This window comes from Bradyrhizobium sp. USDA 4532 (assembly GCF_024171315.1).
GTDB lineage: Bacteria > Pseudomonadota > Alphaproteobacteria > Rhizobiales > Xanthobacteraceae > Bradyrhizobium > Bradyrhizobium australafricanum.
On record NZ_JALJZN010000001.1, the window covers coordinates 3,953,552 to 3,967,480 of the forward strand.

A 13,929-nucleotide genomic window follows, 5' to 3' on the forward strand; every position below is an offset into this window, starting at 1 on the left:
ACCTCAGTTGGAAGCGACGGTCGTAAAGGACCGCCCGGCGCACCAGATACAAGGCATCGCCGGACAGGCGCGAGATCACAAGTTGCAGAGGGCAGCCCGGAGGTGCACTTCAATCAGCCAACCCGAAGATCCTCAGCTGACGTCTTGCCCGATCGCCCGGCCTTGAGCTCGTAACTGACCCGAGCCCCCTCCTCAAGGGTGGTGTAACCGGCCTTTTCCACGGCACTGATGTGTACGAACACATCGGCGCTTCCGTCCTCCGGCCGAATGAAGCCATAACCTTTGCTGGAATTGAACCACTTCACAATACCCATTGCCACGGCGGCATCTCCATCAGTGAACCTTCGTGATCTAGCGAAGACTCTCGCAGCCATCAAGGTGGGCGGCAAAACGACGCTCGTCCGCCGCGGCAGTCACGTCCGCAACTTTCTTGCCCGATGACTGAGATGCTGACTCTTTTGTGCGGCGGCCGACCGCAAGACCCTGACGTTGGAGATTCTCGCTTCAGGGGGGATTCGGATGGGCGTTCAGCCTGCGGCTCAATCATCGCGCGCCACCTTCTTACAGGAAAGTTGCAGAGCCAAGGACGTCGCATGCGCATCCGGAGCCGAGCTGGAGCGAATGCTGCGATCTCCCTTGCAGAACCAGGCGACGGCAAACTCCTTTGCGCAACCCGGCGCAGGATCGGCAATCCGTGCCGCCTCTGTACGAAACGTACACTCGCTCTTACCATTACACGTTTCTGCAAGCGCATCCGTGGTGTTGCCGCGCGCTGACATCCAGCGGCAATTGCCGCCATACGTACCGGAAACGACCGAAATGCCCGATTGCGTGATGGCATCTCCGGTCGCATCCCGCAGTGCATACGCGGCCGCCGCACCAACAAGAGCGGCAAAGCCGACAGTTCCCAATCGCACCAGGAGCCTGCGCTGTTCCGCCGAGGCCGCCTGATAGGCGCCGCGAATTCGCCGTCGGGCCGGCACTTCGAAGCCGAAATGCAACAGGATCGCGGCGCAAGTCGCCAGGGCGAAAGCAAGAGCGAGTGCACCGAGATGGCCAATTAGTTGACTCGCCGTTTCCCAACGCACCACCGGAAAACGCCGGAAGATGATGATGTGTATAAGATAGAGGGCAAAGCTGGCCTCGCCCAGAAAGACAAGCCACCTTGCTGACAACAGCCGTCCTGCAGTGCTGCTGGGCTGAGTCGCCGCGACAAGGATGAGCGCAACCGGCGCCGCCAGGGCGATATTGTTGCGTGCAATATCGAACAGACTCATGGAAGCCGCAAATGCCGGCTTGTGGGCGGTAAACCAGAACACCCAGCTAATCGCTCCGACGCCAACAATTGTTGCGATGTCGAGCAGAGCGCGAGACGGTCTAAAATCCTGCGCCGACCACACTTCATGGAGCCTTGCCAAGCAACAGCCGAGAACGAACTCCCACACCCTGCAAAACGGCGAAAAGTAGACGATCCAGAGGATGAGCGTGTTCTTCCAGTTCGGCAGAGCCGCCTCCGTTCCGTAGGCATGAAGCGCAAACAGGTTGATGCGGCCCTGCAGCATGAGCACGGCAAGGTCGATGCCCAGCTCGACTGCGACGGCTCCAATGGCGCACAAAACCGCGGCGGGCACAGTTCTGACCCGCGCAAGGAGAGGACAAACGAGTGGAAAAACGAGATAGAAAAACCATTCGGTACTCACCGACCAGGAGACGATGCCGACCTCCTCGTACTGCCAGACGGGCGCTACACCGGCGACATTTGCGAAAAACCAGGTTTGAACCATCCCGAGTTGAAATGGGATGAGGTGCGTTGAGAATCCTTCGGCCGACGCCTTGGTTCCGAGAAGCCACGGCCAGACCATCGGTCCGGTCAGCAATTCGACGAGAAACAGAACAACGAACAGAGGATAGATTCGCGCTATGCGCGCCACGAGAAAGTCCGGGATCGCTTTCCGCGGGCTGCTCACAATCGAGCTGCCATAGTTATATTGAATGACAAAGCCACTCAGCGTGAAGAAGACCGACATTCCGAGCAGGCCGAGTGTCCCGACGCTGATATCGAGTCCGAGGCTCGGTCCCTGCAAGAACACGCTGCCGCCGTGAGACAATGCGACCGCTGCCGCCGCGACAAACCGGATACCGGTCAGCGCGGGTATCTGCTTAACCATCGATGTCGCTCGTCATTTGCGAGGTGGGTACAAATCCTGGCGATCGATGGCACCAAAGGCCGGCGGTTGGACTGACCGCTAAAGGCAGGAAGGCTGATCGCATCGAGCGAGCGTGCCATGCGATCAGCCAAACTCCAGCGGTTGCTCAAATCCGTAATCAGAGCGCCCTCGCACCTTATTGGGAAGTCGGCTAGCGCTGAAACTCTGCCTTCTGGTAGGGCTACTCGGATCGAGGTCCATATTCCGACCGGCCCTGGCCCACGCTACGTCCCCTGACCTGTCAAACTTGAACTGCGCCATTGTCTCACCGGAAGCCTTCCGGAATGGGTTGGCACCAGCCAATTTGCTCCCTCTGCGAAGGGAGCTCGGGGCGCAAGGTAGTCGATGAAAGCCCAGGTCAGAGCAACGCGCTGTCGCCAAGGGCAGCCTCACGACGGATACTTGCACCAGTTCACGTCCTACGCGGAAAACCGCAAAGGCTATCATCAGCCAGCCACCAGGAGGTTCATGTGCAGAAGCAGAGCGCACAAGGCGCCTATCCTCGTGACACTCCTTGCGACGAGGTTTATTCTTACGCCCCCGCCGCCAGCCGGCCCAAGGCTGCTGAGCCTGAGATCGCGATACCTGAACGCATCGCAAAAGGAAGGGCGCAGCTATTGCTGCCGGCTCGGGCAGCCGATCCGAATCGCGCGTTCAATCTTTTTGACAACGACTGTCAAGGAATCTCGCTGCGGATTGGTGCAGCAATTTACTATTCTCGTCCTGCACGACTGGCCGCGCCTTCGCTTGGGCCTGGCGTGCCAGAGAAGGAAAGGAGCATATGATGAAAAAGAAGATCGCTGAGATCAAGACCACGATCCGCACCACCACTCCGTACACGGGTACGCTCTAGGTTGGTGTGACGGATGCCTTGGATGCATCTACCTGATGAGAGCATGGCGGCATCGGAGGGTGGTCGTTTCGACCACCCTCTTTTGTGACAGTTCGGGAGAGTAAAATGGTTGATCTGATCCAGCAGCGCGTGGTTTCAGCGATATCAGCATCCGTCGAGCTCAGTGCGATTACGATTTTGAAGGCAGAAGCGGGCATGGCGCCGCTGCCGACGATCAAATCGGCACTCGCGAGCTCCCATTATAACTTCTCTATCACCGACGGCGACTGGCGGACCGGCGGCTATCTTGCCGGGCTGCAAACGCTCATTGACGCCGAACTAAGGTGGGCCAAAGAAGCTAGGCCCAAACTGGTTGAGGCGGCACAACAATCCTTGAAGCGGCTATTCCCCCTCCTAAACAGCGACGCCTTTACCGTGCCGAAGGATCTCACGAATACCTCGAGCAAGGAGGAGCGTACCCGGTTCTATCATCATGAATATCAAAACAAGCTCCTGGTCGGACTAGCCGAATTCCTGATCAACTGCGCCCAACAGCTCAACGAGCGTCACATTATCGTCATCGATCGGGCGGCGGCCCTGTCCGGCTCGGCCAAGAACCTGATCAAGCTGCTCGTCAGGCTGGACGACGATGCGCGGCTGTTTCGCTTCGTTCTGATCGACTATGAGCAACGCCTCTATTTCCCGGACGCCAGCGAGGTTCATTTCGGCAGATATAGCTCGCAAGAGCTGGGACCAACCTTTGATCCGGATCTCGCCGCGGAGAAACATCGGCAGATCTATGAGGCAAGCGGCGGCAATCCGTTGATTGCGGAGGCTTTGAGCAAATGCGCTGCGGCAGGATTACCAGTCGTCGGCTATCTCGACCCGACCGCGACCGTGGATCTCTATCTGGCTAGCCTCAACACGGGGGAACGGCATAGTCTTCTCAAATCTTACATTGAATCCGATTGCACCACGCCCGATCTGATCGCGCAACGAAACTATGCAATTTTCGAACCGGCCACCGCAGATCATCTGCATGAAGAGCTGCACCACGCATGCCTGGAGCGTTATCTGGCGGGCAAGGCGCCTCTCGTCATGCTGCATGCGCTATCGGTACGGGACAAGTACAAGCGTCTGGAGCTGCTTGCAGAACCAAGTCAGATCCTCCAGAGCATTGGCCTGTATGATCTCTGGTTTGGCTACTTCGGGGAAATTTTCGCCGACCCTACGCTTCGCACCTACGGCTCCGGGGATGCTCCCGTGAATGCCGCCTTCATCAACGCGGCTTTTGTGCTGTACTCACTCGGCTGCGGGCGGGTGTCGGTCCCCTATCTGGACGAATTTGACAAAACCTTCCCAAAGAGCCGATACACGCCAACGGTTCTCTATGCCCAATCAATGACGTATGGACGCTATCAGCAGCCAGTCAATCTCACGCTGGCCGAAGAGTACGCGTTACGGAACCTGGAGACCATCGAGCGGGATTTCAGGGGGCACGACAAGTACGACTACATCAAGGTGTTTGCAGAGAACGCCTATGCTTACATCAAGGCCAAACAGCAGAAGTACGACGAAGCCCTCGCGCTGTGCGCCGAAGGGCTTGGCAAGATGCTCAAGGCGTATGGCGACGAGCGCTTCAAGCTTCACCAATCGATTCTGGTCTACAACACCAGTCAGGTCTATGAACTCATCGACGAACTTTCTCGGGCTGAGAAGCAGTTGCGTGAGGCCATTGCGTATGATCCCTACTATGGAGAGTATCACAACGACCTGGGGAACCTGCTTTCGAAAGTGGCTGGACGGGAAGCCGAGGCTTTGGAGGCCTATGCGCGCGCCATTGAACTTTGCCCACCCTATTATGAGGCTCACCTGAACAGGGCCGCACTTCGCAGCAGAATGGGGGATGCCGCAGGCGCGCTCGCCGATCTCGACAGGACACTTGTCATCAAGCCAAACGAATGGCGGGCTCACTTCGAGAAGGGCAACATTTTGATGCGGCAGGACAGGCCGAAGGCTGCCCTGGAGTCCTATCTGACGGCCGCCGAGATCAATTCCAAAAACCCCGACCTACAGAGCAATATCGGCCTTGCCTATTCCGAGCTTGGCAAGGCGCACGAGAGCATCGCGCACTATGTTCAAGCTCTTGACCTTAACCCTCGACATGCGCTCACCCACAACAATCTCGCCATCGAGTACTTCAACGAAGGCCGGCCAGATATTTCACTGAACCACGCGACAGTCGCTGTCGAGATAGGAGGAGATCCAGACTACGTCCTCACCCGTGAGCACATCGAGAAAAGCCTGCAAGCTGACCTGGCTTCGCGGCGGGAGCGAGCTTCTACATCTTCCGCGAAGCCGCGGTGAGCTTGCGGCTCATAGCACTCTTGCCATCGAGCTCGAGCGGCGTGAGACAGGATCGCTAAGGACATGGGTGCTGCACCTCACAGCTCCGGCGGGTCTAGCGGATGCTGTTGCGGCAAGCGCTGCAACTTAGGCTGACCGGAAAAGCAAGCGCCTGGGCCGGCATAGCCGGGAATGGCCGAACGCCGACATGGAGGTAGATAGGTAATACGATGCCTTGCCGAGCCGACCTATTGCGAGCGCGTTCGTCGTGGCGTCCGGGCTCATCGCACCGATGATGCGTCGCAAAACCAATGCCATCCAGCTTCCCTTCCGCGTCAAGCGATATCCAATGATCCTCGATGAGTTAAGCCAACAATGAGTGGGGCGAGCACACGGCAGTTCATCTATCTCTCGCATTTGATCATTCAGATCGGCGGTTGGGCGTTCCGTATCGGCATCCTGATCGGCCTTCTGCAATCCGGCATGAGCGCCGCGGGTCTCGGCGTTGCGGTTACTTTTGCGCCTATCATGCTCGGGAGCCTCTTCCTGTCGCCGTTGGTCGACCGAGGCGATCCGATCTCGGCCATGATGATCGTCAATGCTGTTCGCATATGCGCGCTGCTCGCCATCTTCGGCAGCGACGGAGCCGATTCCTTTCAGAGCTATGCCGCAATGGCCGTCCTGAGCCTGGTCCAGCCGGTCTATTTGTCTGCAGAGGTTGCTTTCTTCCGTCGTGTTACATCGGAAGACGGCATGATCTCGGTGCTACGCAATATCGCCAATATCGACTGGCTCACCTATCTTTTGGGAATGTTTGCAGGTGCCATGCTGTCCGATCAATTGCACTTGCCCGGCGTTTTGGCCTTCAACATATCGGCGATCATGCTGTCCTTGATTGTGCTCCTTGGCATCAAGCAGCAGTTCAGAAGAACGCCAGCAGTGCTTGAGGCGCGGCCGTCGGGAACCGTCCTGGACTTGGCACCGCTCTATCCCGCATTCTTGGCTGTTTTTCTGCTCAACCTCGGCGCCGGTATCATCAATGTCTATCCTGCGATACATGCCACAGCTGACGGGGTTCTCGACAAAAGCGTTCTACTGACGATTGTCATGACGAACGGCGTTTTTGCCTTGCTGGGCGCGCTGGCCGTCAAGCCGATTTACGACCTGCTAGGCGCTCTGCCGACCATTGCCGGGGCCGCGATGCTGCTTGCGGCATGCCTTGCGCTGATGTCGCTTGATGCCGGCCTTTCCGTGGTCATCGCGTCCAGCAGCGCAATGCTTGGTTTCGGCCAGATCTTTGCGGCTGCCGCTCACGCGCACATGGTGTCTTCAGTGGCTCCGGACCGCGCCGGTCGCCTTTCGGGCTTATTTCAATGTTGCACCTATAGCGGCGTTGCGGGAAATGGCATTGCTTTGTCGATTCTAGGTGATTGGCTCGCTCTCGGCACGATCGTTCTCTTATGCGCGGCGAGCGTATTTGTTGCCTTCGCCGTTGCGACCTTCGCGGTGGTCAGATCAAGGGATTCTCAAGCTTCATGTCCTGCCGATCGCTAGATCAGGGATCCACACCATGCCATGGGATCAGCTGTTCATTTTAGAACGCCCTTTTTCGGATCCGGCCTTGCCGGGACGGCAATTCTATTGTTGGCACTGCTTGCTATTAGACGGGTTGCTGTCCGCGTTTCCAAGCCGCGCTGCGAGGCTCGACGTTCGTCGGATTCCCTGGGTGAAGCCACGAGCCGCGCTTATCGAGAGGCTTGGGCAGGATCATCAGTCCGCGCCCGTTCTGATTTTGGAGAAGGAAAGCTCTTTACCAGTGAATGCGAAGTACGCGAACGGGCTCGCCTATGTCGACGATGTGTTTGCAATCCTTGATCTTCTGGCTGCGCGCCACGGATTTCCTGCGTCTTACCGTCGAACAGTCCGCAGCTGGTAGGTCCATGATGTGGCCGTCAACGACTTGATGCTAGCAGGGACCCATCCGGCGGCCCCTTCGATTGAGCGGCTTGCTTGATCTGCCGGGTTGGGGCCTCAAAGAGCGACTGCTGATGATCCCGGCTCAGGATTTCTGACAGCGCCCAGCGCTCAAACTGTTTGACAGCCGCGCTATTGCGCGATTGCCCATTGACGAACATATAGATTGAGCGATTAACCGGCACGAAGCCGAATGGAGCTACGAGCTCTCCCTTTTCAAGGTTGCTTTTGACCAGAATTTGCGAGGATATTGCGGCTCCCAGCCCACTTTTTGCCGCCTCCAAAGCCAAGGAAAATGTGTCGAACACGACCTTGCGCGATGCTTGCAAGCATATTGCAGCTGCGCTGGCCCATTCGCTCCAGGCGTTCAGCCTGTCGGCCTCGTGCAACAGAGAGATAGACAGAATATCTTCCGGGCTTTTGATCGCCTCGAGCGTAGCTGGCGCACAGACTGGGCCAATCATCTCATTTGAAGCGTGCACCTCGCGGACGGGAAGCGGCCGCTTCAGCGGGCCGGCAACAAACAATACGTCCAACGCACCAACAGCCAGCGCGTCAAGATCGGCTTCGGTTTCAAAGACAAGGTCAATGTCCGGATAGAGTTTGCGGAACCGACCGATACGGGGCAACAGGCCGTGCGACAAAAACGTGGTTGAGCACCCGACCACCACAGAACGTCCTGCATGGCGCCTTCGTAGCTCGTAGCATCCCTTCTCGAGCATGGTGAACGCGCTCGCGCAGCTGCGCTTGAGCTGTTCGCCGTCGGATGTCAGCCGCACGCCCGAACTATGGCGCACGAATAGTCTCCTGCCGAACCAATCCTCGAGCAGGCGCATTTGGTAGCTTACCGCGCCGGTCGTCATGTTTAGCCGCTCGGCCGCCCTTGAGAAACTTGGAAACTCGCTGACTGCCTCAAACAGATGGAGACTTTTCAGGATCGGTAGCTTGCGCATCTTCTCTCCTGCCTCTCACTGGGATAGCTATTGTGGAGCCGTGCAGTGTGCACCGATCTTCTCCAGCACCACCAACCGCCATCGCTGACTGCCGGGACCGCGCACGACTGAGACTTCTTTCGGGTCAGCCTGTCACGGCGAACTCAACGACCTGGCTCCCTACCCCACCCGCAGGACCAGATATCGATCCAGGTACACAAACCTTCGAATCTTGGGTTCCCTGAGGCACAGTTGGATTTGAGACCATTCGGTGCAGGGTTCATCGCTACGCGATTTCTCCAGAAAAGCCAGGACGGAGCTTTAGGTTTGGAATAGCTACGCATGGGCCAATCCGGCTCAGCAAAACTACGGTCCTTCATGGGGATGGGCCTGGCCAGCCATATTGCATGACGAACTAGGCATTGCGGGCTTGTGTTCGAACACCTCTAGCGCTGTCGGGATTCGTCCAGTTCCCCTTGAAATCTGCAGCATCTTGCCTGTCGATTGGCTGATTCTGTGTATCGCCTTGCATCTCGCTTCAATGATTTAGCTGGCGGATGTGGTAGGGATCATGAAAGGTCTGGAGCCTGGTTCGATTGACCCGTCCGCCGGCTCATTCAGAACAAAAGCCGCCTCGATGCGTAGGTGTATTCAAGGGCTAGTCGACGCGCCGTTTCGATGAGGTTGGCCGCCGCGCTGTGCCCCCCATCGATGTTCTCGTAATAGAAGTAAGGTTGGCCCAGGGCGGCGAGCTTTGCTGCAGCCTTGCGGCCGTGCGCGGGATGCACGCGATCGTCCTTGGTGGAGGTCAGAATTAATGGCGCGGGGTATGGCTTGCCCGGCACCAGTTTCTGATAGGGCGAGTAGCCTTCGATCCACGCGCGCTGCTCGGGAAAAGCGGGATCCCCGTACTCGCCGATCCAGGAGGCGCCGGCACCCAATTTGGTGTATCGAAGCATGTCAAACAGCGGCACCTGAATGATCGCCGCGTTGAAGAGCTCGGGACGTTGGGTGATTGCGGTGCCAACGAGTAGCCCGCCCTGGCTGCCGCCAATGACGCCGAGCCGGCGCGGACTTGTGATCTTGCGGCGGATCAGGTCCTCGGCAACAGCAATGAAATCATCCCACGTCGTCTGCTTCGCCGCCCGCTGGGCTGCTTGATGCCATTGCGGGCCAAACTCGCCGCCCCCTCGCAGATTTGCAACGACATAGGCATTGCCCTGTTCGAGCCAGAGCCGCCCCACAGGGCCTAGATAAGAGGGCAGAAGCGACGCCTGGAATCCGCCATAGCCATAAAGAAGGGTCGGAATGGCGCCGTCAAACCTTGCATTCTTCGGTCGCACCAAGGAATAAGGAATTAACGTGCCATCACGCGAAGTCGCTTCGAATTGCTCTACGACATGCTTAGACGCATCGAAGGCAGTAGGTGTTGTCTTCAATTGCTCGAGTTTTTGAGTTTTGGCATCAAAATACCAGACCGACGTTGGCCTGAGATAGCTTGAGACGGCGAACATGGCCTGGTCCGCCTCGTCGGAAGCGGCTGTCACACCTACATTGGTATGTTCCGGCAGCGGGATCGGCGTCGCCGACCAGGCTCCCTTATCGTACTTGTAAACGAACGCTTTGCTTTGAACGTTGTCCAGGATCGTCAGGATCAACAGGTTCTTCGTGAAACTAAGCCCGCTCAGCGCCTGACGAGGCCCAGGCTTGAAGACAAGCGAGGCTTTGGCGCGCAGCGGATCCGCTTTCCATTCGGTCAGGTCATACGAAATCAGCGAGCCGGCACTAAAGTTGACATCACCCGACGGCGCCCACTCCTCGTCAAGTTTCACAAGCAAGCGATGACTCACGAGGCCTACGATCTCCGCTTTCTTTGGCAGATTGAGTTTGACGGGCCCATCGGGGCGGAAGAGCACGTACTCATGCTCGAAAAACCCGATCGCACGAATGGCCCCCGTCGCATGAACATGACCTTCACTGTCTCGAAGTACCAAAGGCACCGCCCGAACATCGCCAGGCTCGCCGCGAAAGACCTCGCGCGCCTCGCTGAGCGGCTGAGCGCGTTTGAGCTCCTTCACCACGAACGGGTAGCCGGCCTGCGTCAAAGTGCCCTCGCCCCAGTCCCTTGCAACAAGGAGCGTGTCACGATCGACCCAGCTGACGCTCTGCTTGCCCTCTGGAAGATAAAAGCCGTTCGCAACGAAGGTCTTGGCCTTGCAGTCGAACTCGCGTATGGACGCGGCATCCTTGCCGCCATCGGACAGACTGATCAGGCAGAGACGCTCTTCAGGCGCAAGGCAGCTCGCGCCTTGAAAGATCCAGTTCTCGTTCTCGGCAACGGCCAAAGCGTCCACGTCAAGGATGGTTTCCCACTGTGGGTCTTGGCGACGGTAGCTTTCAAGCGTGGTGCGCCGCCAGATGCCGCGCACATGGTCCTCGTCTTTCCAAAAGTTCTGCAACCCGCGACGTCCCAAGGAAACGTATGGAATTCGATCCTTGGCCTGCAAGATGGTGAGCGCTTGTTCGTAGAAACGCTGATAGCGGGGATCTGCCTGGAGCACGCCGAGTGTCTTCTCGTTCTCGGCGCGGGCCCAAGCCAACGCGTCTTGTCCTTCGATTTCCTCGAGCCAGAGGAATGGATCGTCAGTGATCATCGCAGCCTTTCGCTCCTGTGAAAGCGAACGCTCCTGTGAAAGCGCAATGGCGGTGAAGCAGGCAATCGAAAGCAACGCTGCGGAGAGGACTGACGTGTTCATGGACTTGCTCCGGCTGAGGTCGAGCGGCCACGCTGGCCTGCGCGTCAAGCCGAAGCCGCAGAAAGTACGCAATACATGACATGGCTCGGCTCGCGCTCCCTCGCGAACCCTTCACTGCAAGCTGCATGCCGACCACAGCACCGCAAGTTTCAGCCGCTTAGGGCTGCACGACGATGTCCGCTTGCCGACATTGGTTGCCAAGCAGACAGGCGTGATGTCGGCAAGACCGAGTGTCAGACAGCACCATCAGATCTTTTGTGGCCAAGTACCGGAACAGAGGACCGCGGCCGCCGGCCATCGGAACGCTTACCTCCAAATGCGACGTATAATCTTCCGAGGTGGGTCATCGGGCAGACTTGTCGACGCGCGTCAGCATGTCATAGAGCAGCACGTTGATCAGCAGCCAGATCGCGATCAAGCTGAGGGCAGTGCGCAGGGCGATCTCCGATTCGTGATTGTAAGGATCCGCTGAGGCGTTCCGTTCATCATGCGGGCCAGCGCGGGCCGAAAGCACCGCGCCAGCCGTCAGACCTGTATTGTGCCTCTCGCCTGCTACAGAAGCGCAATTCGCCGTGTGCTGTTCGCCCCGTCAGTCCTCCTCGGCACCGGATTGTTCGGCGACCAGAACTAGGGCAAGCTGTCCGGTGCCGGCAGGACCCAGAGTCTGTCCTGCGTATGCATCAGTGGAGCCGCCAGCGCCTCAAAGTTTGACTTAACATCTGCATAGGCGGCCTCCCTCAAGGCGGCATCAGCGGGGTCGACCTCGTTGAAAGCAGTCAAAGCCGTGGCATAATTCTGGTACAGCGGCATTTGGGCTTCGTTGGTCCAGCCAAGACCGAGATGGTGGAACTGATCAGCCGGAACAGTGACGCGGCTTTTGTCCAGTTCGCTAACATAGTCCGCCGCCCAGTCGTGGATGGTATAGGATTCAATCTTGTCCATCATCGAGCGCCAGCGGGTGACACGCTCCTCAAGCGGCATGTGGGTCGCCTTCGAAATAGCAGCTGCGATCTCTTCAGGGTGGTTTGGATCCACCAGAAGTGCATCGTTCTCGTTGAAGTCTTCAGCTGCGCCCGCAAACTTGGATAGGACCAGCACGCCGGGATCCTTCGGGTCTTGTGCCGCGACATATTCTTTCGCCACAAGATTCATGCCGTCGCGCAACGGGGTCACGATGCCGACATGGGCGGCGCGGTAAAGACGGGCGAGTGCCGCCTGGCTGAAGGGCTCATTCCTGAAGTGGATAGGCTTCCACTCGCTTGTGCCATGCTCGGCATTGACGTGGTCGATAGCGCTCACCACGTCAGCTCTGTAGTTTTGATACTCCTCGACGTCGTCGCGTGAGGGCGGCGCGATCTGCAATAGCGAGATGCTGTGGGGCTCTGTCCTTAGATGCTGATTGAGCCCTTCGACCCGCTTGTCGATACCCTTGGTGTAATCGAGCCGGTCCACGCCGATCGCAAACTTGGATCCCTCGAAGGTTTGCAATAATGACGAGACTTTCTCTTGCTCTGCAGGAGAGAGGTCCGCAGCGAGATACTCTGCGAACTGCCTCGGATCGATCCCGATCGGAAATTTTTGAAGTCGCGTCTGGCCTCGCGCCGTGGTCACGACACCATCCCTGCTCTCCAATCCAAAATGGGTTTGCAGGCAGGCCACGAAATTGTTCAGGTCCCGATTCGTCTGAAAGCCCAGCAGATCGTAGTCCAGCATCGATTTCATCAGCTCGCGATGGTTGGCTACCCGCGCTATCATGTCGGGCGCCGGCCACGGCGTGTGCAGGAAAAAGCCGGTTGGCCGCTCAATGCCGAGCTTGTGCAGCTCGGCGCCGAGCGGAAATAAATGATAATCATGCACCCAGAATGCATCCCGATCCCGCAGGTTGAACGCCGCGCGCGCGATGAAATCGTTCGTCTGCCGATAGCTGTCGTAACCCTTCTCGGTGCGCGCCATCCGGTCGGACAGGGAGTGCAATGCCGGCCACAGCGTCGAATTCGAATAATCCCGATAGTAGCCGGCAAAATGCGCCGCCGGTAGATCGAGCTTGGCGATCTGACCTGTACCAATGTCCTCGAGTGGCAGGGGCCGGTCACTCCCGTCGCCGCGGACCTTCGATGAGAATATCCAAGCCGCGCCGGAGCGTTCAACGACCGGCTCGAGCCCAGCAGCAAGCCCGCCGGCCTGGGGTTTATTAGGATCGAACTCTGCGCCGCGGTTCGAAATGACGACCAGCTTCAAATCAGGTTGCTGGTTGACCACATTCGCCACCTCGTCCGAGGCAATAGAATGGGTGCGACCTGCGCCGGCTGGTTCATCCGGCTCCGGCGGTATCTCGTCCAGCTGATGGTCAAAAGCGTGCTGGTTTATGGTTTCATCTTGCTGGGCAGCGCCTGATGCGCTGCCGTAAGCCAATGTTGCCGTGTCGAGCGCATCGTGAATTCGAACCATCTCAAAACTCCGTTTGACGATGTTTGCGTTTGATTCAGTCGCAGATCAGCCCCGAGCGATATCCCCACGACGCCAGGATGGCAGGTCCAGCTTTCGGGAAGCTGACCAGTCACCCAGCCAAATGGCCGCATTGGTTCACCAATACAGGGCTGCAGCGCGATCGTGGCGGATGAGGCGTCGGTACGTTCAGATTTGATGGGAGACGCCCCTGGCGTTCATCGCCTCGATGAACGCACGGCGGCGTATCCGCACAGGAGGGTCGAAAATCCGACAGCGGCGAATGTCCGACGACTAACGATCACGGCGCACCGCCTTAAGCTCTCTGCCAGATTGTTCCTTCGCACCAACCGACATCTCGATCACCTCTACAATATCTGCCGCGTCACAATCTCCACAGGTGCAGTTAGCTGATCAGCAAAGCACTCAGGAGATGT

The 13,929-nt window shown here is 58.0% G+C and carries 10 protein-coding genes; 4 read left to right on the forward strand and 6 right to left on the reverse strand.

All coding sequences use genetic code 11. From position 1 onward, the window contains the following. Nucleotides 1-113: 113 nt before the first annotated feature. Together J2R76_RS18325 and J2R76_RS18330 are read right to left on the reverse strand one after the other, a co-directional pair. Nucleotides 114-320: a cold-shock protein gene (locus J2R76_RS18325; RefSeq protein WP_050424578.1), complete on the reverse strand. Its 207-nt coding sequence runs from the start codon at nucleotides 318-320 to the stop codon at nucleotides 114-116. 219 nt (nucleotides 321-539) lie between these two features. After that, a complete protein-coding gene (locus J2R76_RS18330; RefSeq protein WP_253624468.1) occupies nucleotides 540-2,168 on the reverse strand; it encodes an acyltransferase family protein in 1,629 nt (542 codons plus the stop codon). A gap of 509 nt (nucleotides 2,169-2,677) precedes the next feature. Between J2R76_RS18330 and J2R76_RS18335 the strand changes: the two genes are divergently transcribed. The 4 genes from J2R76_RS18335 to J2R76_RS18350 all read left to right on the forward strand — a co-directional run bounded on the left by J2R76_RS18335 (nucleotide 2,678) and on the right by J2R76_RS18350 (nucleotide 7,321). Continuing rightward, on the forward strand, nucleotides 2,678-2,992 hold the full coding sequence (locus tag J2R76_RS18335; RefSeq protein ID WP_253624469.1) for a hypothetical protein: 315 nt from the start codon (nucleotides 2,678-2,680) through the stop codon (nucleotides 2,990-2,992). A 173-nt stretch (nucleotides 2,993-3,165) separates the two neighbouring features. Then, on the forward strand, nucleotides 3,166-5,406 hold the full coding sequence (locus J2R76_RS18340) for a tetratricopeptide repeat protein (protein WP_253624470.1): 2,241 nt from the start codon (nucleotides 3,166-3,168) through the stop codon (nucleotides 5,404-5,406). A 354-nt stretch (nucleotides 5,407-5,760) separates the two neighbouring features. Further along, nucleotides 5,761-6,939 (forward strand): MFS transporter, encoded by a 1,179-nt coding sequence (locus J2R76_RS18345; RefSeq protein ID WP_253624471.1) that lies wholly within the window; start codon nucleotides 5,761-5,763, stop codon nucleotides 6,937-6,939. 16 nt (nucleotides 6,940-6,955) lie between these two features. After that, entirely contained in the window at nucleotides 6,956-7,321 is a 366-nt protein-coding gene (locus tag J2R76_RS18350; RefSeq protein ID WP_253624472.1) for a DUF3088 domain-containing protein, read from the forward strand. A gap of 16 nt (nucleotides 7,322-7,337) precedes the next feature. Here J2R76_RS18350 and J2R76_RS18355 read toward each other — a convergent pair whose 3' ends face one another. From J2R76_RS18355 to J2R76_RS18370, 4 genes are all read right to left on the reverse strand, one after another. Then, a complete protein-coding gene (locus J2R76_RS18355; RefSeq protein WP_253624473.1) occupies nucleotides 7,338-8,312 on the reverse strand; it encodes a LysR substrate-binding domain-containing protein in 975 nt (324 codons plus the stop codon). A gap of 596 nt (nucleotides 8,313-8,908) precedes the next feature. Further along, nucleotides 8,909-11,047, reverse strand: a complete 2,139-nt coding sequence (locus J2R76_RS18360) for a prolyl oligopeptidase family protein (RefSeq protein ID WP_253624474.1) — start codon at nucleotides 11,045-11,047, stop codon at nucleotides 8,909-8,911. A 343-nt stretch (nucleotides 11,048-11,390) separates the two neighbouring features. After that, entirely contained in the window at nucleotides 11,391-11,561 is a 171-nt protein-coding gene (locus J2R76_RS18365) for a hypothetical protein (RefSeq protein WP_253624475.1), read from the reverse strand. 113 nt (nucleotides 11,562-11,674) lie between these two features. Further along, complete coding sequence (locus J2R76_RS18370) at nucleotides 11,675-13,495, reverse strand: trehalose-6-phosphate synthase (protein WP_253624476.1); 1,821 nt, start codon at nucleotides 13,493-13,495, stop codon at nucleotides 11,675-11,677. Nucleotides 13,496-13,929 lie beyond the last annotated feature (434 nt).